This window comes from Magnetospirillum aberrantis SpK (assembly GCF_011022235.1).
GTDB classification, from domain to species: Bacteria; Pseudomonadota; Alphaproteobacteria; order Rhodospirillales; family Magnetospirillaceae; genus Magnetospirillum; species Magnetospirillum aberrantis.
This window is the reverse complement of record NZ_JAAIYP010000038.1, coordinates 1-21,037: the sequence shown is the minus strand read 5'-3', so window position 1 is coordinate 21,037 and position 21,037 is coordinate 1. Positions and strand designations below refer to the sequence as shown.

Below are 21,037 nucleotides of genomic sequence, written 5' to 3'. Positions count from 1 at the left end.
TCCATGGCGGTGGCCGCGTCCTCTTCCGTTCTCGCACCGCGCGCGCGCGTGGTTGTCGCCGCCACCGGCAAGGGGGGCGCGGGCAAGACGACCTCGGTGGCTTGCCTTGCTGTTTATTGGGCGCGGCGCGGGCTCAAGGTTTGCCTGATCGACGCCGACCCCAACCAGACACTGGCGCGCTGGCATGCCCGTGGCGATGTCTTGCGCGAGATTCCGTTGACCGCCGAATACGACGCCGACGCGTTGTTGCCGGCCATCGAGGATTACGCGGCGCGTTGTGACGTGGTGGTGGTGGATTGCGCCGGTTTTACCAGCCAGTCCATGCTGTTCGCGGTTGGCGCCGCCGACATGGTGCTGATTCCGGCGATGACCGACGAGGCCAACCTGTTCGAGGCGGCGCGTACCCAAAAACTGGTGCGCAACGCCTCGGCGCTGACGCGGCGGGCGATCGAGTCCCGCGTCCTGCTGTGTCGGGTCAAACGCTGTGCGGTCGCCCAGCATGCGCGCCAGGAATTGCAGAAATTGGGGTTGGTCGTTCTCGACGCCCAGTTGAATGATCGTGTCGCGTTTCAGGAAGCCAGCTTTTTTGGAACGGCGCCATCTGTGTTGCAGCCGAAAGGCGCGGCCAGCGGCGACATCGATTTGGTGGGGAAAGAATTGGATGCGCTGTTGTGGTCGCAGGGAAAGGGGAACTAGAGCATGAGCGTGCAACAGGATAACAGCGCCGAGGATCGCCCGGTGTTGCAGGCCCGCCCCGACGACAATCCGTCCCGTCCGCAGGCTCAGGACAAACCCATCGTGGTCATGCGCGGTGCCGGTCGCGGCACCACCGCCGTTGCCGCTTTCGCGTTGCTGACCGGTTTGGGGGCGCTGGTGGTTCCGGTGGGGGCGCCTCTGGTCGAACTGGTCTATCCCGACCATCCGGTGGTCAAGGCTTTGACCCAGAACGGCCGGGCCCTGCGCGAGGCGCAACTGGCGTTGAACGCCACCAACGAACGCCTTGCCGCCCAGACCACCCGCATCGAAGCCATCGAGGCCAGCCTTGCCGCCGCCGCCGAACGGGTCAGCCGGCTTGAGGTCGGCACCACGGCCGCGCCGGTCGCCGCCGAAGGCGCCGCCGCCCCGGCGGAACCGGCGGCACTTGCTGATGGCAGTGCCGATGCCGGACGTCTTGGGGTGCTGGAAACCCATGTGGGCGACTTGGCCGCCCGTGTCGGCGCGTTGGAGCCGGCGCTGGCCATCGCCACCAAACGGATCGACACCTTGGACACCCTGGGGTCCAACGGCAAAAGCTTCTCGCAGCGCGTGGACGAGGTCGAGGCCAAGGTGGCCGAGACCGACGCCGCCCTGGCCGACGCCGTCACCCAGACCAAGGGGGTGGCCGAGCAGGTGGCCGCCCTGGCTCCGCGTTTCGACGAGATCGGCACCCGTCAGGGGGCGGCCGAGGCATTGATCGACGGCCTCGGCCAACGTCTGGCCGGCATCGAAACTGCCGCCTCCGCCGCCGACGGCAGTCAGGCGGCGTTGCGTCTGTCGGTGGCGATCCTTCAACTCAACAACGTGGTTCAGACCCATCGGCCGTTCCTGCGGGAATTGGACGCGGTCAGCAAGCTGTGGCCCGAAACCCCGGTCAACGGCGAGTTGGAGGTTCTGGCCGCCCACGCCGAACGGGGGGTGGCCACCGTCGCCGAATTGCGCGACAGCTTCAGCGTGATCCTGGCCCCCAAGCTGCGGTCCCTGTCCGAAGGGGCGCAGGAAGGGTTCTTCGACCGCATGCGCGGGTGGGTGTCGTCGTGGATCGCCCCGCCGCAGCCGCAGGCGGCGGTGGCCAATCCCATCGATCTGGTGGTCGACGCCACCATCGAGAAGCTGGCCGAAGAGGACGTGCGCGGTGCCGTGGACCATCTGTCCAAGCTGGACGGCGCCCCGGCGACCCTGGCCACCCGTTGGGTGGTCGAAGCCAAAAGCCGCATCGCCATTGATCGCTCCATGGACACCTTGCTGTCCCTGGGACTGGAAGAACTCAGCAAGACCCATTGAGAAAGGGGATTTCGGATCATGCGTAAGACCGCCACCCTGGCGTTGACCGCCGCCCTTGTTTGTGCGGTTCCGGCCTATGCCGCCGAACAGCCAAAGTCGTTTTCCGCCCAGTTGATCGCCGCCACCACCACCGAGGCGCCGACTCCCGCCGCCGACGATGGCGGCAACCGTTTGCTGGTCGCCGGTCTTGGTGCCTTGGCCGGTGTGGTTGCCCTCAACCTGAGCATGGGCGGCACCGCCGCGTTGCCGTTCATGTACGAAGCCGGCGCCGGCGCCAGCTTCACCTCGGGTCCGGTGGCCGCCAGCCGTGTGCTGGCCGTCGGTTCCGGCGTGGCCGGCGCGTTGGTTGCCGATTATTTCTATCGCAAGTCGCCGCCCAGCGATGGCCGGACCATTTCGCGCAGCCTGTCGCAAAAGGTCGAGCCGCGCTGAAGCGCGGCCGGGCAAGGCCATGAAAAAAGGCGGCGATGCTTTGGCATCGCCGCCTTTTTCGTGAGTGAGCAGGCTCAGGCGGGAACCGCTGCCTTGGCGTCGGTTTCCACGGTGACATGCACGGCCACGGCCGGTGCCGTCGTGGGTTCGGGGGGCGCCTCGGGGGCGTCCGGGGTGGTGTCCGCCGCCGTGTTGGCCGGTGCCTGCGGTCCCTTGGCGGCGACCAGCAAGGCGGTGACGCCGAACACGGCGATGCCGCCGCTCAGGGTCAACAGCGACAGCGGCGCCAACGCCGCCACCACCCAGGCCAGGGTCCCCAGTCCCAAAAGTCCCAACGGGATTGCCCGGCCGGCGCGGCCGCGTGCGGGCGAACGCAGATTGCGGCGCAATTCCACCAAGATCGCCACCACGAACAAGGCGATGGCGGAGACGATGATGCCGTCGCGCGCCTTGTACAGCCTGTACAGCTTGGCACCGGGCAGAATTTTGCCGGCGATCGAGGCTAAATCGCCGCGCAGGCGGCGTTCGGTCTTTTGGATGGCGCGCAGCAGGGCGCTGCTTTCCTCGCCCAGCGCCGTCTGCTTGGGCGTCACGCTGAACGCCACCTTGGGCAGGGGCAACGCTTGGATTTTCAGTTCGGACACCTGATAGGCGCCGCCGGTGTTGATGCTCATGACCGTGCCGACGATGGCCCGTTGCAGCGCGGCTCCCAGGCCGGGCGTGCGGAAGCGCGACACTTCAAGGCGGTAGTCCAGGTAGTCCCAATCGGCCTCGGACAATTCGCGGGTCAGGGCGAACTTGAAGGCGATGGTGGGAATGACGCCAACCTGGCTGTCGATTTCCTTAAGCTTGTAGCCGGCATAGGACAACAGCGTGACCAGTTCGGCCTGGTCGTCGGAATCCACCGACTTCGCCAACGAGATGGGCGACGGCGGCAGGATCACCGAGATGGCGTCCGTGGTCTTGTCCCATGCCCATCCCAGGGCGGAACCGACGGTGCCGAGAAAGGTGGAGACCGTGGACGGCCGGTCCATGATCAGGTCCAACGGCTCGTCGCCGGCGGCGGTGGGGGCCATGGCCGTGGCGGGGGCTGAGCTCTGGGCGGCCAGGGCGGGCGCGCACCACAACAGCGAAGCCAGCACCGAGGCGGCCAGGGCGGTCTTGATCGAAGCCATCGCGCGCTCTCCTTAGCGGACCATCGGTTTCAGACGCAAGGCGGCGTCACGGACTTCGGCGCGCTTGCGTTCCGGCATGGACACCAGACCGAACGGCACCAGATAACCGTCGTCGCCAAAGGTGCTTTCCCGTGTCACCTCGGTGATGAACTCGCGCAGGCCGGGCACCAGCCCGACGCCGTTGTAGTCCTTAACATGGGCGCGCTTGACGTAATAATAGATGGGACGGGTGCCGATATACTCGCGGGTCGAGACGTTCTCACGGTTGGGGATCGTGGTCTCGAAACGCAGCATCTTGAGCTTGTCGCCGGCGTCGAGGGCGAAGCGCAACGGCATGATCGCCACTGTGCCGCGCGGCGCGTTTTCCAGTGCCTTCACCGCCAGCGTGTCGTAGGGAACGCCCAATTCGGTGACGTGGCCGTCCTTGCGCAGGTTGGTGCATTGGCGGACACGTTCGTCGGCCTCGAAGATGTTCTTGAAGGCGTGCATCTCGCGACAGGCGCCTTGCAGGAAACGGTTATCGAAGAAGCCGCGTGCGCCCAGCGCCGAAGACGGCAGGATGACGTTGATGCGGGTCTTGGGCAGCGACTTGTCGACGTCGTTCCAGGTTTCGGCCGCGTTGGGCAGGAACTCCTCGGATTCGGGCAGTTCAGCGGCGATGGCCCGGTACAGCGTGTCGAAGGTCAGCGCGAAATCCTCGTCGCGGGCCGACACGGTTAGCACCAGTGCCTCGATGCCCAACTGAATCTCGATGATGTCGGCGACGCCGTGCTTGGTGCAGGTCTCGAACTCGCCGCCGCGCATGCGCCGGCTCATGGCGACCACGTCGGGGGTGTCGGCGCCGGTCCCGGCGCAGAAATCGGTGATGCCCTTGGACGTTCCGCGCGAGTCGATGCGTGGGTCGGGGAGTTGGGGCGCGCGTTGCTTGAGGTGCTTGAACACCTCGATGGTCAACGGGTTCATCAGCGTCGAGCCGACGATCCACGGCGCGCGTTCCTCGCCATCGGCGGCACGGGCCGCCGATATCCCGAGGGGCGCGGAAAACAACAGCGCCGCCGCCAGTGCGGCTCGGCCTATCCATTGACAATGTTTCACCCGAGCCCCCTTTATTGGCAATACGAACCGAAACCGATGATATACTGATCCTCGCTTCTGTCTTCAATTATGTGTTTGTGACCTGGGGCGCGGCACCATGTTCTACCATGTCTTCATCCGCACCCTGGCGTGTGTCGCTTTCGTCCTGGCAACCTACAATCCGTCGGGATATTCCTATTGGGATTGGGTGGCCGAGGGGGTGACGACCACCAACGCGGCGGTGGGCATCATGCTCGTCATCATCTACGCCTTCCTGGTGTGGGTGGTGGTGGCGGAACTGGGGATTGTCGGCACGCTCAGCGGCCTTGTGCTGGCGGCCCTGGTGGGGCGTCAGCTTTATCTGCTGGCGGCACCCGACAGCGCGGCCGGCATGGTGTTCCAACTGGTCGCGCTGGTGTGTTTCGCCGGGTTCCTGGGGATTGGTCTGTCGTGGTCGACGCTGGTGACCCGGCTGAGCGGCCAGATCAACAAGCGTTTTCTGATTTATGCCGGCAAGAAGAAACGAATTCGCCCGTGAAGGAGAGATGTGATGAGCACCGCGCTTGAAACCGAGGGAAGCGCCCATATCGTGGTGATGGCGGGCAAGCTGGACAGCGCCAGCGCCCCCGAGGCGGAGAAACTGGTGCTGGGGGCTCTTGAAGGCGGGGCCGGCATCGTCATCATGGACATGGCGCAACTGGAATACGTGTCCTCGGCCGGGCTGCGGGTCATGCTGATGGCGGCCAAGCGGTTGAAGTCGTCGGGCGGCAAGTTCGCCTTGGCCGCGGTGTGCCCCGCCATCCTCGAGGTTTTGGACATCGCCGGCTTCACCGCCATTCTGGACACCTATCCCGACCGTGCGGCGGCGATGGCCGCGCTGGGGGGCTGATCACTCCTCCAGCCGTTTCACCAGGGTCAGCACGTTGTGCCCCTGGTCGCGGGCATAGCGCACCTCGTCCATCATGCTTCGGATCAGGTGGATGCCCAGACCGCCGATTGCGCGCTCCTCGAGCGGGCTGTCCAGGTCGGGGGCGGCGCGCTCCAGCGGGTTGAAGGCGGGACCGTCGTCCTTGATCGCCAGCACCAGCCGGCTGTCGTCCAGGACAAGCGTCACCTCGCCCCGGTGCGGTCCGGCTTCGCTCCAGGCGTGGTTGATCACGTTGGCCAGCCATTCGTCCAAGGCCAGTTGCACGGTGCCGAACACCCGCGGTGTCACGCCGTGACTGGTGCAAAACGTTTCGGCGGCGGCGATGACGCGGGGGATGTCTTCGATGCTGTCGGCGAAAACAAGCTCGAGCCGCCCTTGCCGGACGGTCGGAATGGTCCGCAGACAGCGCAGCACCAGACAGGTGATGTCGTCGGCCTGTTCACTCGATCCGGCGAAATCGGCGACGGCTTTGGCGGCGTGATGCGCCATCGCCTGAGCCGACAGGCCGAGGCCTTGTTTCAGGACGACGCTCAGGCGGGCGTCGCCGAACAGGGCGCCGCTTTCGTCCATGCCTTCGGTGATGCCGTCGGAATAGATCACCAACGACTGACCGGGCTGTAGCGTTTGGCAGGCCTCGCCGAAGCGAAGACCAGGCAGGGCGGCGACCACCATGCCGCCAGGGCGTGGCAATGGCGACACCATGCCGTCCGGGTCCACCACCAGGGGCGGCGGGTGCCCGGCGTTGGCGAAGGTCAGGACGCCGCTGGCGCTGTCGTAGACGGCCAAGAACACGGTGACGAACAATTCCAGCGGGTTGTTGCCGATCAGCGCGTCGTTGACCGAGGCCAGCGCTTCGGCCGGACCTTGACCGGCGGCGACCGCTGCCCGGATGGCGCTTCGCGCCTGGACCATGAACAATGCCGCCGGAACGCCCTTGCCCGACACGTCGCCGACCACCAGGCACAGCCGATGCTCGTCGAGTGGGAAATGGTCGTAGAAATCGCCCCCGACCTCGCGCGCCGGCACCATGAAGCCGAAGACTTCGTGATTGGTGTCTTGGATAAAACCGCGCGGCAGCATGGCGATCTGGAACGACCGGGCGATTTCCAATTCCTCGTCGATGCGGCGGTGCGCCTTCATCAGCAAGGTGTGCTTGTGCTCGATCTCGGCGGTGCGGGCACGGACCAGGCCGTCCAGCCGTTCCTCGCGCGCGGCCACTTCGCGGGCCATGGCCACGAACACCTTGGCCAGGGTGCCGAACTCGTCGCGGCGTGCGCTCATGGCTTCCAGCGTGGCGGGGTCGAAGCGGCCTTTTTCGATGGCGCGTGCGGCCTTGGTCATGGCCTCGATCGGCCGGCTCTGACGGCGGGCCAGAACCACGGCCACCACCGCGCCCAACAAGATGATCGCCAGCCCGGTCACGGCGGCCGTCCACATCTGGCTGCGCAAGGCGCGGTCCATGTAATCGGTGGACATGCGCACCAAGGCCGCGCCGATGACCGTCTCGCCGTCGCGCACCGGGGCGATCACCGTCAGTTGGTCGCCCTCCATCACATAGGCGCTTTCGCCCTGGGTCATGACCTGGCTCAGGGTCTGGGTTTCCAGAGAATTGGGTTCGGGGTTGGCCGGCGTGCCGTAAAGCGACGCATGCGCCAAGGTGTCGAGACCGCGGTTCAGCACCCAGATGGCGTTGATGTCGCCTTCGCCGACCAGGGCCCCGATCAGGCCGTTCAATCCCATGCGAGCCGACAACTGGTCCAGGAAATCGACGTGGATTCCCAATTCGACGATGCGGCGGTGGTCGACGCCGGTGACGGCCACGTATTTGAACACCTTGTCGTCCAGTTCGCGCCGCCGTGCTTCTTGCACCACCTGATCGGAGGCCCCGGTCAGCAATGGCCAGAACAGATGGGCCTGGGGTTGGCGTTCGGGGTCGGGATCGAAGGTGAAATCCACCCCCTCGACCGAATGGATGTAGGCGTGGCCCTTTTCGTCGGTGATCCAGAATTCGTCGATCAACGAGGTCTCGGCGATCCGCGCCAGGGTGCGGCTGATGGTTTCGGGCGGCTGGCCGGCCCGCTCCGCCGCCGCGACGTAAAGGGCGGTCAGCCGTGCCTGGGCCACCATCATGTCGCCGGTGACCGTTTCCAGGTCGCGCCCCACATGGGCCCCGAAGGCGGCGCTGCGCGCCATCAGGCGGGCCACCCGTTCGGCCGAACGCTGGGCCCCCTGAAGCAAGGCGTCATAAGTCTTCCAGGCATGCACTCCGGTATCGACGGCGATGGTCGCCGACAACAGTGCCGTCACCAGCAGGACCAATCGGGCCTGGAACTTCATGGGCTTTTCTCCCCTGGTAAGGCCTGGGCCAACCAGGGCGATTATCGACCGAGCCTTTCGTCGCGGCAAGGGTGGTGGTCGTCCACCGCCTCCGCTGAGTGGCGGTGAAAAAAGTTCATGGCGCATAAGGCCGTATCAAGGCACATTCTGTGCGGAAGCGGGGGGAGAGGGGCCATGGCGTCTGAAACGCCGGTCTGTTGGATAATGCAGCCCGTACATCCCGTGGCCGGTGTTCTTTTGGCCGAAGCGGGAATCGACGTTCATCAGGGCGCGCAAGCGCCAGCCGCCCCCGCACGGGTGCGGGCGCTGGTGTCGCGCAACGCGCCGGTGGACGCTTCCCTTATGGATCGCCTGCCGGAACTGGCGGTGGTCGCCAAGCATGGTGCCGGCATCGATGCCATCGACATGGCGGCGGCCGACGCCCGCGGGATTGTCGTGGTCGCCACTCCCGGCGCCAACGCCCAGTCGGTGGCCGAACATGCGTTGATGCTGATGCTGGCGGTGGCCAAGCGGCTGGTGGCGGCGGACAAGGCGATGCGCGCCGACGATTTCGCCTTCAAGTTCCGCAGCGATTTCCGCGAATTGCAGGGGCTGACCCTGGGGATCGTCGGGCTTGGCGACAGCGGTCGCAGATTGGCCCGCATGGCCGGGCTGGGGCTGGGGATGCGGGTGGTTGCCCATTCGCCGTCGGTGCCGGACGCGGTGTTCGCCGAATGGGGGGTGACGCGACTTTCGCTGGCGGAGTTGCTGGCGTGCGCGGACGTGGTGTCGCTGCATGTGCCGGCGCGGCCGGACAATGCCAGAATGTTCGGAGCCGCCGCCTTTGCCGCCATGAAGCCGGGGGCCATCCTGGTCAACACCGCACGCGGGTCGTTGGTGGACGAAACGGCGTTGGCCGAGGCGTTGTCCTCGGGACGGCTGGGCGGGGCGGGGCTCGACGTGTTCGCCCCCGAACCGCCGCTTCCCGGAAACCCGCTTCTGGTGCTGGACAACGTGGTGCTGTCGCCGCATGCCGCCGGCTCCACCGGGGCGGCGCTGGAACGCATGGCGCGTGCCGTGGCCGAACAGGTCATCGACGTGTTGGCCGGCCGGCGGCCGGCCCATCTCGCCAATCCCGCCACATGGGATCGGCGTCAAACAAAGGAGTAGGTTCATGGGCATCCGTTTCTGTGAAGCCCCTTTTCGTCGCCTGACCGAGGCCGAACTGGCGCCATGGCGCCGTGTTCCGGCGGCGGTGGCGTCCGATTGCCAGAACCGCAACATGGCCATGAGCGGTCGTATCCAGGCGTTGAAACCCGGTTGGCGCATCTGTGGACAGGCCCGCACGGTGGCGGCGACGCCGGGTGACAATGCCTGTGTGCATTGGCTGTGCAGCACGGCCCAACCGGGCGAGGTGGTGGTGGTCGCCGCCTGTGGTCTGGTCGAGGTGTCCATGCTGGGGGAAATGGTGACGCGCCAGTCGCTTTTGCGCGGTCTGGGCGGCATCGTGGTGGATGGCGCGGTGCGTGACACGGCGGCCATTCTTGATCTCGACTTTCCGGTGTTCGCCGCCGGCCGCGCACCGCGTGGCCCGCACAAGGAATTCGGCGGGTATATCGATCTGCCGGCGGCGGTGGGCGGCGTGGCGGTTCGGCCCGGCGACCTGATCCTGGGCGACGAGGACGGCGTCGCCGTGGTGCCCCTGGAAAAGATCGAGGTTGTGCTGGAATTGGCGCACCGCCATCTGGAAAAAGAGGAACGCTGGGTCAAGGCGCTGGAAGACGGGCGGACGCTGGTGGAGATTTTCGGCGTCGCGCCCCCCGAAATCGCGGAGTGCTGACGTGCGGCTGTGGCTTGCCATCGTGTTGATTGCCGTGGGCGTGCTGGTGGGCGGACTGGCTGGCGGGGCTGTGTTCAACAGCCTGTTCTTCCACCGCTTTCTGGTGAACACCCATGACGAACGGCTGTTGAGCGTGGCGTTCGACGTGCGCGACGTGTTTGCCCGCGCTGCCGGTCTGGGGTTGCCATTGGCCCAATTCGACGGTGGCGAACAGGTTCTGGCCGAGGCCCGGCATTTCGACCCTCTGATTACCGAAATCCTGGTGTTCCATCCCACCCCCGGTGGTTTCGCCACCCTGGCGCTGGGCGGTGTCCAGGCCGGCCGGCCGCTGCCGGTGAATTGGGCGGCGGCCCTGCGTCGCGACGCTTCGGCCCGGCATTGGCAAGTGGACGGGCCGGAAGGGTTCGGCGTGTTGGTGCCGGTCAACGGCACCTTTGGCACCACCATCGGCCTTTTGGCCTTTCTTCAGGATCGCAAGGTGGTGGCCGAGCCGTTGTGGCGATTCGACCGTTTCGTCGCCGTGGTCGCCCTGGGAGGCGGCGCGGCCGGGGCTTTGGTGCTGTTGCTGCTGTTGCCGTGGGTGGTGCGGCGCAACCTGTCGCGGCTGGGGACCTGGGCGATCACGGCGGAGCATTTGACCGTGGCCGCGCAAGGGGGGGCGCCACTGTCCTCTGTTCCCATGTCCCGGGGGCCTGTCGCGTCCGCGGACGACATCGTCGGTTTGGTTGTCGCCCAACCGTTGGCCGATTTGCGCGATGAACTGGCCGCGCGGGTCAAGGGGACGCCATGAGCGATTTCGATCTTGCGCTGGGGCGGTTTCGGACGCGGGTTCTGGTGGTCGCCCTGGCGGTGATCCTGGCCTGTTCGGCCTTGGTGCTGGGGGTGGTGGCGCGCCATCAATACGTGGCCCTGCCGCCGGAACTGGCGGCCAAGCACGTCAATGTCGGCAACCTGTTGGGCCGCGAGATCCGCCGCGCCGTCGATCTTGGCATTCCGCTGGCCGAGTTGCGGGGGCTGGACTTGTTGTTCCGCGACGTGCGTGTCGCCAACCCGGAAATCGCCTTCATTCATTTCACCCCTGGGAACGGCGCCGGGATGACGGCCGATTCCGACGGCACGATACCGGGAGATCGGGCCCGGTTGCGGAGTTTGCCGTTGACCGGGCATGGCAACGAACCGGTGGTCAGCGAACTGGACGGTCACGGTGTGTTGGCCCTGCCGGTGGCGGGACGCGACGGTGGTGTTCTCGGGCGGCTGGCCATCGGCGTGGACGGCCATTATGTCGCCCGTCTGGTCGGAGACCGGCTGTTCGACCTTGTGACGGTTCAGATCGTCAGCGCCATCCTGACCGTGGAAGTGCTGTTGCTGTGTTTCGACTTTTGGGTCACCGCCCCCATGCTGGGGATACAGGCCTGGGCCGGCGCCGTGTCGCGGCGGATGTTGCCGCTGCCGTTGCATTGGCGGGTGGACAATGAATTGGGGCGTTTCGTCGACCGCTTGCACGGCCTGGCCCACGCCATGAGGTGGCCGCAGCCGGAACACGGCCGGCGCGGTGCGGCGTTGCCATGGCCGGTCATGCTGCGCTTCATCCGGGTGGCGTTGTTCGCCTTCGTCCTGGCCGACACGTTGTCGCTGTCGTTCCTGCCGCTGTTCGCGCGTGAGGTGTTCACGCCGTTGTGGGGGATCGGGTCCGAGGTCGGCCTGTCGCTGCCGGTGATGATCTATTGGCTGACCAGCGCGGTGGTCCAGCTTCCGGGAGCGGGGCTGCTGGACCGTTTCAGCCATCGCGCGGTGTTCGGTGGCGGCGCGGCGGTGTCGGTGGCGGGGGCGCTGGTGTCGGCCCTGGCCCCGAACTTCGCCGTGTTGCTGGCGGGGCGCGCTCTTTCCGGGCTGGGGCTGGGGCTGGTGTTCATGGTCTGTCAGGCGGCCATTCTGACTCACGTTCCCCAGGAAAGACGGGCCTATGGCATCGCCACTTTTACCGGCGTGTTCTTTCTGGCGACTTTTTCCGGTGCCGCGCTGGGCGGTGTCGTGGCCGAGGAAATCGGTTTCCGCGCCACGTTCCTCGTTTCGGCGGTGGTGGCCGTGCTGGCGGCGCTGTTCGCGCATCTGAGCTTCGGTTCCTCGCGTGAGGATCGCCGTGCACGACGCGCCCAGGCGGCGGCGCCGGTGTCGGCGGCGGATTACCGGCCGCTGCTGGTCAATCCGCGTTTCGTCGGGCTGCTGCTGTTTTCGGCCTTGCCCAACCGCGTCTTCAACGTGGCCCTGGTGTTCTATCTGGCGCCGGTCTTCCTGTTCTCGCTCGACAATTCCAAGGCCGAGATCGGGCGTATCGTCGCCCTTTATGGTCTGACCATGGCATTGGTCGCCCCGCTGGCGGCGCGTCTGGTGGACCGGCGCGGCTGGCATTTCGCTTCGGTCGCCGCCGGTTCGGCGTTGACCGCCGCCGGCGGGCTGACGATGTTCTTCCTGCCGGGGACCTTGGGCGTGGGGATCGCTATCTTCGCCATGGGATTGGGGCAGTCGCTCAGCATTCCGTCGCAGATGGCCATGTTGCCCACCGTCACCGCCGGTCAGGCCGATGTGTTGGGCTTGCCGCGCATTTACGCGGTGTTCCGGGTGGGCGAACGCATCCCGGCCTTCATCGGCCCGGTGTTGGGGGGCGCCTTGGCCGCCTTGTTCGGGTATGGTAACGCCATCGTCGTGTTCGGCGGGTGGTTGGTGCTGGCGACGCTGTTGCTGTTGGGCCTGTACCGTTTCGCCCCCGCCCCAAGCGGAGTAGAGCCATGATGGGGCTGTCCCGTCGCCGCCTTCTCGCCCTCGGTTCCGGTCTTGTCGCCGGGGCGGTGGTGCCGGCGCGTGCGCAGGGCCGGCCGTTCCATGTCTTCGCGGTGCAATGGCGCGGCGCCACCGACGTCGATCGCGGCATGAAGGATTACCTAGCCCGCGCCGGGGTCGAGGTCCGCTACACCGAACGCAACGCCCGCCAGGACCACAAGGCGCTGGCCGCCATCGTCGCCGAGATCAAGCGCGAGCGTCCAGATCTGGTCTATGTCTTCGCCACCGAGGCGGCGCTGGGAATCGCCGGGCCGGTGGACGGCGATCCGGCCCTTTACGTCACCGACATTCCGGTGGTGTTCGCTGCCGTCGGCGATCCCTTGAGCGCCCGATTGGTGCACGACTTGCGCAAGCCGGGGCGCAACGCCACCGGCGTCATGCATCTGGCTCCGGTGTCGGTGCAGTTCGAGGCCATGCTGTCGCTGTTCGCCGCCAAACGGATGGCGGTGATGTACAACGCCGCTGAAACCTATGGACGCGGCGCGGTCGAGCAATTGCGCGAGGTCGCGGCGCGGGCGGGGGTGGAACTGGCGGTGGACACGCCGTTGGCGGACGACGGCAAACCACGGATCGAGCTGATCGGGCCGACACTGGCCCGTCTGGCGGCGACCCGGCCCGACGTGCTGTATCTGCCGTCCACGTCGTTCTTCATCCCCTTGGCCAAGCCCTTGACCGAACAGGCGGTGGCGCTGGGTCTGCCGACGTTCAGCGCCAACGAGCCGATGATCCGCTCGGGCGACGCCATGGCCGGGCTGGTGGCCTCGTTCTACGAGGTGGGACAGTTCGCCGGTTACAAGATCGAACAGATCCTGCGCGGCGGCAAACATCCCGAACAGGTGCCGGTGGAATCGTTGTCGCGCTTTTCCTTGCTGATCAACATGCGGGTGTCCCGACGCTTGCGGGTCTATCCGCCCATCACCATGCTGCGTTATGCCGAAATCATCGACGCGCACTGACCGCCGGCCCTTCTCGGCGCCATGGCTGCTTCTGGGGCGGCCGTGGTTGCGCGTGGTGGCTTTGGCGGCGCTGGTCGCCGCCGCGCTGGCGCTGTGGGGGGCCGTCGATCTGCGCCACCGCATGGCCGATCTGCGGGCGGCCCGGTTTCTGAATACCGCGCAAAATCTGAAGGTGACGCTTGAAGCGGGGATGACCCTGGGGCTTGCCCTGGAGCAATTGCCGCGCGTCCAGGAGATGCTGGAGCGCGAACAGGGCGCCACCCCCGCCACCTTGTCCATTGAGGTGTTCGATCCTCAGGGGCGGGTGCTGTTCGGCACCGACCGTTCCTTCCTGGGGGATCTGGTCGAGGAACGGTGGCTCGATCTGGCGGCCGCTTCGGGCGGCGGGCCATGGCGCAGCGGCGACGGCGCGGTGGGCGTGCCGCTGGTCAATGGCTTCGGGGTGACGGTGGGACATGTGGCGGTGCGTTACGTCGCTTCCGATCCTGGCAGCGTGCCGGCCTTCGACCGTTCCACCCTGGCGGTGCTGGGGGGGGGCGTCGCGCTGTTCGCGCTGATGCTGGCGGTGGTGTTCGAGTGGTGTTTCGGCCGTTTGGGGCGTGACTTGCGCGAAGCCCGCGCGGTGGTCGAAAGACGTGGCGCCGAGCCACAGTCGCCGCTGGCCCTCTTGGCGGCCGATGCGGTGGCGCGTGTCGGCGCCGGGCATAGGGCCATCGACGAGGCATTGGCCGAAGCACGGAGAATCGACCATGACGCCTGATCGCCGTGCCGCCATCCGGGCCGCCCTGGCCGCCGCCTTGCTGTTCGTGGCGTTGTGCGGGGTGATCGGCGGCTATCTGGTGGAGCGCCACCAATCGGTGCTGCGTCCTGAATTGGTGTCCAAGCTGGCCGCTGTCGGCCGTTCGGTGGCCGATCAGGTGGCCTTGACCATCGATGTGGGGGTTCCCTTCGACGCCATTCGCGGCATGGACGAATTCCTGGGCGCCATGGCCGAACCCAACCCGGAAATCGCCTATGTGGTGGTGGCCGATGGCGACGGGCGGGTGCTTTATGGTCTGGGCGGCGGGCCGGAACGGGTGCCGCCGCCACCCGAACGCCAGACGGCGCGGCGTGGCCACGGCATGTTGGACGTGGCGGTGCCGTTCCGTGTGGACGGCCAAGTCCGCGGCAGCGTGCACGTCGGCTTGGCCGAGGGCAATTGGATACCATGGCGGGCGTTGACCATCGGGACTGTGGTGTCCCTGGCGGCGGGGGCGTTGGCCGCGTGGCTGGTGCTGACGGCCCATGGCCGGCGGGTGACGCGGCCGCTGGCGCGGTTGCGGACCATTCTGGCCGATCCGCGAACCGCACAACTTTCCGGCCATCGCGTCATCGGCGAGATGGCGGCTTTGACCCAGGCTGTGCGGCGGCTTCAGGCCGGATTGCACGCTCACCACGCCGAGGCGCTGCTGGAGCTTGAGGAAATCGCCCTGGCCCAGCCCGAGGCCGAGGGACGCCGTCGGGTGCGGGCCATCCTGGAGCGGCTGGAACCATGACCGGCGGGCGCGACAGCTCTTTGCGCACGCGGCTCCTGGCGCTGGTCCTGGCGGCCATGGCGGCGTTGATCGCCATCGCCGTCGCCGCGGCGGTGGTGCGCGAGAACGACGCCCGCGCGGCGGTCGGCGAGATGATGCGCGACAACCTGCGTCTGGCCTGGCGCGAAGCCATGAACCAGACCGCGGGCGCCCTGGCCGGCGAAGCCCATGCCATCCTGGCCGATTTCGACACGGTGGACGCCATGAACATGGGCGATGCCACCCAGTTGTCGAGCGCGCTGGCCCCTTATCTGCACCGGCTGCGCGAACGTTTCGGATCGGGCCGGGTCGAGGTGCTGAGCGGCACCGGTCGCACGGTGTTCAATTCCGGCGGCGAGTTCGTCTGGCGTCCCATCTTGGGGGCCGAAGCGGTGGCCCATGTCCTGGAAGGCGACGCGCTCGACGTCCTTCAGACCGACTGGACACGCTCGGTGGTGGCGGTGCATGCCGCCGCCGTCGGGGCCGATCTGGTGCTGACGGTCAGCGCCGGTGTGGCGCCCACCTTGAAGCAACTGGCCCAGGCGGTGGGGGGCGAGGTGATGATCGTCAACCGGCGCGGCCGCCTGCTGGCCGGCACCGCCCCGGATTTGTGGCAGGCGCTGGACGACGGCAATCCCGACATGCATTGGGTCGAGGTGGACGGGCGCGTGTTGGCGGTGGTGTCGCTGCCGCTGTCCTATCCCGATGGGTTGACGGCGCGGCTGGTCTCGACCCGCGACGTCACCGAATTGGCCACCCGCCGTTCCCGGACCCAAGCCTGGTCGCTGGGGCTGGCGGCGTTGGGCGTGTTGGCGGTGGCGGTCGGGTTGTGGGTGTGGCTCAAGCGCATGTTCGCACCCCTGGCGGTGGCGGTGGGCGCCTTGCGGGCGCTGTCGGCGGGCGACACCTCGGTCGTGGTGGATTCCGGTGGGCGCAACGACGAGATCGGCCGGATGGCCCAGGCGGTGGATTCTTTCCGCGACCGCATGGCGCGGTTGGCGCGGTTGGACCGTGCCCAAAAGAACCAGCGTCGCCGGCAAGAGCGCTTCATCCATCACGAAATGAACACCTTGGCCGGCACCTTGGACGAATTGGCGCGTGACGAGATCTTGCGCGATTTGGCCGAGATCGAGAAAGGCGGCGGCGACGAGGAACCGGGCGACCTGGGCATGATGGCGCGGGCATTGCACAAGATGTCGTTGCGGGTGCGCCAGCAGCAACAGCACCTTCAGCAACTGGTTGATGACCTGACCGAGGCGCTGAAGATGAAAGCGGCCTATTTTCAATTGCAGCAGGAATTGGATATCGCCCGCCAAATCCAGTTGTCCATGCTGCCGGTGGACTTTCCCCGCGACAATCCCAGGGTCGAACTGCATGCCCGCATGCATCCGGCCAAGGAAGTGGGTGGCGATTTCTACGACTTCTTCTTCATCGACGACGACCGGTTGGGTGTGGTGATCGCCGACGTGTCGGGCAAGGGCGTTCCGGCGGCGTTGTTCATGGCCATCTCGCGCACTTTGCTCAAGGCTACCGCGCTGTTCGGCGCGACGCCGGCCCGGTGTCTCGCCAACCTCAACAACCTGTTGGTGGAAAACAACGAAAAGGACCTGTTCGTCACCGTCTTCTACGGCATTCTCGATCTGCGCAGCGGCGAGCTGTCCTATTGCAACGCCGGCCACAACCCGCCTTTGCTGCTGCATGCCGATGGTCGAACCAGCGTGTTGCCGCGGACCAAGGGAGCGGCCCTGGCCATGTTCCCCGACATGCCGCAAAAAGACGGAGCCATCCAGCTCGGGGACGGCGACCTGTTGTTCCTGTTCACCGACGGAGTCACCGAGGCCCAGGACGTCCAGGGCCAGTTGTTCGGCGATCCGCGGCTGGTTCAGGTGCTGTCGGCCCTGGCCGGGCAGGACCCGGCGACGGTGATCGAAGAGATCAACCGCGCGGTGGCTGATTTCGCGGACGAGGCGCCGCAATTCGACGACATCACCTGTCTGGCCGCCCGCTGGAAACCGACGCCATGAGAACGGTGCGGATGGCGGCAATTGCCGCCGTGCTGGCCTTGACGGTCCTGGCCGGTTGCGACGGCGATCCCGAAGAGGGCAAGGCGGTGCCGCCCTTCGTCGTCGAAGCCCCCGGCGGGACACTGGAACTGCCCGTTGCCGGCAAGGGAAAGGTGACGGTGGTGGCGTTCTGGGCCAGCTGGTGTCCGCCCTGTCGCCAGGAACTGGCCCAGTTGCAGACGCTTTCCGAACAATGGAACGGCGATCTGGCGGTGTTCGCCGTCAATGTCGGCGAGGAGCCCGAGGTGGCGTCGCGGGCCCTGGCCGCCGCCGGTGTACGCTTTGCGCTGCTGCGGGATCCACAGGGCGTGGCGGCGCGTGTCAACGACGTGCATTCCTTTCCCCACATGCTGGTGTTCGACCGTGACGGTCGCCTGCGCCATCGGCTGGTCGGGGCCGAGACCTCGGCCGGGTTGAGCCGGATGCTCGGGCAATTGCGCTGAACGACAAACAAAAAAACTTCGAAATTGCCCGGCGTCATTTATCCGGCGGCGGCAATGGTTAAGCTATGGCAGGTCTTTCGAGGAGTCTTGCGCATGCGTGCCGTCCTTTCCCTTGCCGTCTGCGTGACGGTTGTCATGACGGCGGTTTCCGCCCACGCCGTCGACCGTTGCACCGCGCCTCCCGCGCCGGCGGCGGATTTCTCGCGATGCAACCTTGTCGGCAAGGATATGAGCGGAGCCAACCTGGCGGGGGCGAAGTTCGAGAACGCCGATTTGCGCGGCGCCCGCTTGGATCACGCCAACCTTCAGGGCGCCAACCTGAAATGGGCCAATCTGCAAAAAGCTTCGGCCCGTGACGCCGACATGTCCGGCGCCCAGTTGTTCCACACCATCTTCGACGAAGCCGACGTCAGCGGCGTGTCGTTCCGCCGGGCCAACATGTTCGGGGCCAAGATGAACTTCGCCAAGGCGGTGGGGGCCGATTTGACGGCGGCCTACCTCAAGGACGTCAACATGGAAGGCATCGATCTCAGCCATGGCCGGATCGTCGATTCCTACATGCTGCGGGCGGTGATGATCGACGGACGTTTCGCCGAAAGCGAAATCATCGGCAGCGATCTGACCGGGGCCAGCGCCGACGGTGCGGTGTTCACCGGCGCCAACCTGTCGGGCACGGTGCTGAGCGGGGCGGGGCTGTCGCGGGCGGATTTGCGCGATGCCGACCTGAAGGGGGCCGACCTGACCAACGCCGACCTGAGCGAGGCCCGGATGGAGGGCGTGCGCAACAGACCTGCGCCATAGACTTGACTGCGGTCAACGTGGAGCATCGCCGGCCGGGCGTAGGCTTTTCCTGTGAGGGAACAAGCTGCGCCCGAGGCCGCGATGAACCACATGTGCTCCAGCGACCGTACGCGATCCGAATGTTTGCGGTGCGACATCCGCAAGGCGGTGTTGTTCGCCGAACTGACGCCTGACGACATCGCCCGCATGTTCCTGCCGGTGTCGCAGGTGGTGGCGGAGGTCGGCGACAGCCTGTTCGAGGAAGGCGATTGCGGTGGCGCCATCTACACCATCCGGGAAGGGGTGGTGAAACTGGTGCAGTACCAGCCCGACGGCGGCCAGCGAATCGTGCGGCTGTTGGGGGCGGGCAGCACCATCGGGCTTGAGGCCCTGGTGGACCAGCCCTACGAACATCACGCCATCGCTCTCCAGGACGTGCGGGCCTGCCGGATTCCAGTCGAGGAAGTGCATCGGCTGTGTGTCGAGACGCCGCGCCTTTACCGGCAATTGATGCGGCGGTGGCACGATTCCATCCGGCTGGCCGATGAGTGGCTGACCAACATGTCCACCGGCAGCGCCCGGACCCGTCTGGCGCGGCTGTTCCTGTATCTGACCCAGGACGGCCGCCATCAGCGTTGCGGCCTGTTCCGGCGCGAGGATTTGGGCGCCATGCTGGGCATCAGCACCGAGACCGCCTCGCGCATGGTGGCCGATTTCAAACGAACCGGAACCATCCGCCAATTGCGCCGCAACATGTACGAATGCGACGTCAACGGCCTGCGGGCCATCGCTTCCGACGGCCCGTGAACACCGACCCATGAAGACATCTCAGCCGGCCGGGGTCACCGTGGCGCGGGCCATGACCGCGTCGGCCATCACCGCATAGGGCACTGTACCGGTTTCGGGGGTGGCCAGCGCGGCGAAGCCGAAATCCATGGGGGTCGTGGCGCCCGGCGCATAGGCCGCGACGCGGGCGTCGAGCCAGGTCTTGCCGTCCCGGCTGTTCATGACCCAGAACTCGGTTTCCGGCGCGTCCTTCCACGCCACGCCCTGCATCCATTGCACGGCGCAGCCTATGTCGTCGAACTTCACCAGCTTGCCGCGTGGCCCGCCGCGAATTTCGGCGGCATAGCGGATGTCGCTGATGATCATCCGGCACAACTCGCAGACGTCGCGGTCCAGCTTGACCGCTTCGGGTCCCTGGCGCTGATTGCCGCAGCCGCCGGTCATGGACAGCATGACCAGGGCGGACGCGGAGGAAAGGAAATCACGACGGCGCATCATGGCTGTTCCTTGGCCGATGGAGGGGCGATGTTGGCGTTCAGGGACGGGCGGGCGTCGCTCAGCAACAGGCGGGGTTCGCTGAACGGCAGCAACCGTTCCATGAAATCCAAAAGCTCAAGGATCACCGAGCCACGGAAGAACTGGGCCTCGGGGATATCCATCCACAGCCGGTCGGCGTACTGGAAGTGCTGGAACGGCGTGTCGCCGATGCCGTCATGGTCGCGGTCGAAGCCTTCATAGGCGTCCCAATGGTTGGACTCCCACTGGTGTTTGGTGGCGCCGCCGCCGCCGTATACCGCCACTTCGGTGAAGTTGCTGATGAAGTCGTTGGCGCGGAAGACGTTCCCCGACCATTCGTTGTGGAACAAGATGCCGATGCCGTTATAGGCGATGCGGTTGCGCTCGATGGTGTTGGTCATGTCCCGGTCATAGGGCGAGACGTCCATGTAAAGCCCGGTGGCGTTGCCCAGCACCTGGTTGTCGGCGATGGTCACACCGCTGGTTTCCTTGAAACCGATGCCGATGCCCGAGGCGCCGTGGCTGCGTTCGATGTGGTTGCCGCGCATGACGATGCTGTCGCTGTACATCAGGAAAACGCCGACCGTGTTGTCGTAATAGCTGTTTCCTTCGAGAAGGTTATAGTGAGAGTACATGAAATGCATGCCGTAGCGGCCGCGAATCACCACGTTGTCGCGGATGATGTTGTCTTTCGAATACCAAAAAACGGTATCGCGTGAATCCTCGATGTGGTTGCCGACGATCTGGTTGTCGGTGCTGTACCACAACCGGATGGCGTCGCCGCGCATGCCCTGGTCGATATGTTTCGAGGAAATGACGTTCTGTCGCACCACGTTGTTCGATGCCTGTTGCAGGTTGACGCCGAACAGGCAGTCCTCGATCACGTTGTTCTTGACCACGTTGGAGCGGCCGCGCACGTCGACGCCGGAATCGATGCGGTCCAGCATGTGGCCGGAATTGCGCAAGGTCAGGTTCTTGACGGTGCTGCCGTCGCCGTTGAGGGTGACAACGCTGCCTTCGCCGCCGTTGTCGATCACCGCCTTGTCCTGGCCGTCCAGGGTGATGGGACGGTCGATCACCGCCGGTCCGGCATAGGTGCCGGGGTCCAGCGTCAGCGTGCCGCCGTCCGGCGTGGCGTCGATCAGCGGCTGTATCGGCGGATAGGCCGAGGCGGAGCCGGCGGGTTTGTCGTCCGCCGCCTCGGTGACGCCGTGGGCGGCGCCGGACAACGCCAGCGCCACCAGCACGACCCAAAGACGGCGGGCCATCACGCACCGTCCCGCGCCGGACCGCGCAA

At 66.4% G+C, this 21,037-nt stretch carries 21 protein-coding genes; 16 read left to right on the top strand and 5 right to left on the bottom strand.

All coding sequences use genetic code 11. The features are described 5' to 3' along the window. Nucleotides 1-3: 3 nt before the first annotated feature. Genes G4223_RS11155 through G4223_RS11145 form a run of 3 tightly spaced genes read left to right on the top strand, consistent with a single transcriptional unit; the run spans nt 4 to nt 2,472 of the window. Complete coding sequence (locus G4223_RS11155; protein ID WP_163679328.1) at nt 4-696, top strand: ParA family protein; 693 nt, start codon at nt 4-6, stop codon at nt 694-696. 3 nt (nt 697-699) lie between these two features. Beyond that, a complete protein-coding gene (locus G4223_RS11150) occupies nt 700-2,040 on the top strand; it encodes a COG4223 family protein (RefSeq protein ID WP_163679325.1) in 1,341 nt (446 codons plus the stop codon). 18 nt (nt 2,041-2,058) lie between these two features. Then, nucleotides 2,059-2,472: a hypothetical protein gene (locus G4223_RS11145; protein ID WP_163679322.1), complete on the top strand. Its 414-nt coding sequence runs from the start codon at nt 2,059-2,061 to the stop codon at nt 2,470-2,472. 74 nt (nt 2,473-2,546) lie between these two features. Here G4223_RS11145 and G4223_RS11140 read toward each other — a convergent pair whose 3' ends face one another. Both G4223_RS11140 and G4223_RS11135 read right to left on the bottom strand, forming a co-directional pair. Then, nucleotides 2,547-3,647 (bottom strand): hypothetical protein, encoded by a 1,101-nt coding sequence (locus tag G4223_RS11140; protein ID WP_163679320.1) that lies wholly within the window; start codon nt 3,645-3,647, stop codon nt 2,547-2,549. A gap of 12 nt (nt 3,648-3,659) precedes the next feature. Beyond that, a complete protein-coding gene (locus G4223_RS11135; protein WP_163679318.1) occupies nt 3,660-4,742 on the bottom strand; it encodes a substrate-binding domain-containing protein in 1,083 nt (360 codons plus the stop codon). A gap of 97 nt (nt 4,743-4,839) precedes the next feature. Here G4223_RS11135 and G4223_RS11130 point away from each other — a divergent pair, with 97 nt between their 5' ends. Both G4223_RS11130 and G4223_RS11125 read left to right on the top strand, forming a co-directional pair. After that, the gene (locus tag G4223_RS11130; RefSeq protein WP_163679315.1) at nt 4,840-5,259 is read left to right on the top strand and encodes a DUF6524 family protein; all 420 of its coding nucleotides are present in this window, start codon (nt 4,840-4,842) and stop codon (nt 5,257-5,259) included. Nucleotides 5,260-5,271: 12 nt separating this feature from the next. Beyond that, nucleotides 5,272-5,610, top strand: coding sequence for an STAS domain-containing protein (locus tag G4223_RS11125; protein ID WP_163679312.1), 339 nt, complete (start codon nt 5,272-5,274; stop codon nt 5,608-5,610). Here G4223_RS11125 and G4223_RS11120 read toward each other — a convergent pair whose 3' ends face one another. Further along, nucleotides 5,611-7,986: an ATP-binding SpoIIE family protein phosphatase gene (locus tag G4223_RS11120; protein ID WP_163679309.1), complete on the bottom strand. Its 2,376-nt coding sequence runs from the start codon at nt 7,984-7,986 to the stop codon at nt 5,611-5,613. 174 nt (nt 7,987-8,160) lie between these two features. On the opposite strand from G4223_RS11120, the gene G4223_RS11115 reads away from it, so the two are divergent. From G4223_RS11115 to G4223_RS11065, 11 genes are all read left to right on the top strand, one after another. Beyond that, nucleotides 8,161-9,135 (top strand): NAD(P)-dependent oxidoreductase, encoded by a 975-nt coding sequence (locus G4223_RS11115; RefSeq protein ID WP_163679306.1) that lies wholly within the window; start codon nt 8,161-8,163, stop codon nt 9,133-9,135. Nucleotides 9,136-9,139: 4 nt separating this feature from the next. Further along, nucleotides 9,140-9,805, top strand: a complete 666-nt coding sequence (locus tag G4223_RS11110) for an RraA family protein (protein WP_163679303.1) — start codon at nt 9,140-9,142, stop codon at nt 9,803-9,805. A gap of 1 nt (nt 9,806) precedes the next feature. After that, nucleotides 9,807-10,595 (top strand): hypothetical protein, encoded by a 789-nt coding sequence (locus tag G4223_RS11105; protein ID WP_163679300.1) that lies wholly within the window; start codon nt 9,807-9,809, stop codon nt 10,593-10,595. Beyond that, the gene (locus G4223_RS11100; RefSeq protein WP_163679297.1) at nt 10,592-12,595 is read left to right on the top strand and encodes an MFS transporter; all 2,004 of its coding nucleotides are present in this window, start codon (nt 10,592-10,594) and stop codon (nt 12,593-12,595) included. The genes G4223_RS11105 and G4223_RS11100 overlap by 4 nt, the downstream gene beginning before the upstream one ends. After that, nucleotides 12,592-13,599 carry an ABC transporter substrate-binding protein gene (locus G4223_RS11095; RefSeq protein ID WP_163679294.1) on the top strand — a complete coding sequence of 336 codons (1,008 nt, stop codon included), beginning with the start codon at nt 12,592-12,594 and terminating at the stop codon, nt 13,597-13,599. The genes G4223_RS11100 and G4223_RS11095 overlap by 4 nt, the downstream gene beginning before the upstream one ends. A gap of 46 nt (nt 13,600-13,645) precedes the next feature. Beyond that, nucleotides 13,646-14,359, top strand: a complete 714-nt coding sequence (locus tag G4223_RS11090; RefSeq protein WP_163679293.1) for a hypothetical protein — start codon at nt 13,646-13,648, stop codon at nt 14,357-14,359. Further along, on the top strand, nt 14,349-15,134 hold the full coding sequence (locus tag G4223_RS11085) for a hypothetical protein (protein ID WP_163679290.1): 786 nt from the start codon (nt 14,349-14,351) through the stop codon (nt 15,132-15,134). Before G4223_RS11090 ends, G4223_RS11085 begins: the two co-directional genes overlap by 11 nt. After that, nucleotides 15,131-17,176, top strand: coding sequence for a PP2C family protein-serine/threonine phosphatase (locus tag G4223_RS11080; protein ID WP_163679287.1), 2,046 nt, complete (start codon nt 15,131-15,133; stop codon nt 17,174-17,176). The genes G4223_RS11085 and G4223_RS11080 overlap by 4 nt, the downstream gene beginning before the upstream one ends. After that, nucleotides 17,173-17,658 (top strand): TlpA family protein disulfide reductase, encoded by a 486-nt coding sequence (locus G4223_RS11075; protein ID WP_163679284.1) that lies wholly within the window; start codon nt 17,173-17,175, stop codon nt 17,656-17,658. The genes G4223_RS11080 and G4223_RS11075 overlap by 4 nt, the downstream gene beginning before the upstream one ends. 93 nt (nt 17,659-17,751) lie before the next feature. Then, on the top strand, nt 17,752-18,459 hold the full coding sequence (locus tag G4223_RS11070; RefSeq protein WP_163679282.1) for a pentapeptide repeat-containing protein: 708 nt from the start codon (nt 17,752-17,754) through the stop codon (nt 18,457-18,459). A gap of 81 nt (nt 18,460-18,540) precedes the next feature. Continuing rightward, nucleotides 18,541-19,245: a Crp/Fnr family transcriptional regulator gene (locus G4223_RS11065; RefSeq protein ID WP_163679279.1), complete on the top strand. Its 705-nt coding sequence runs from the start codon at nt 18,541-18,543 to the stop codon at nt 19,243-19,245. Between the two features lie 21 nt (nt 19,246-19,266). Here G4223_RS11065 and G4223_RS11060 read toward each other — a convergent pair whose 3' ends face one another. Both G4223_RS11060 and nosD read right to left on the bottom strand, forming a co-directional pair. Beyond that, complete coding sequence (locus tag G4223_RS11060; RefSeq protein WP_163679277.1) at nt 19,267-19,722, bottom strand: protein NosL; 456 nt, start codon at nt 19,720-19,722, stop codon at nt 19,267-19,269. Beyond that, nucleotides 19,719-21,037: nitrous oxide reductase family maturation protein NosD (gene nosD / locus G4223_RS11055; protein WP_205762483.1), on the bottom strand; the 1,319-nt coding region annotated here is incomplete at its 5' end. The genes nosD and G4223_RS11060, both read right to left, overlap by 4 nt.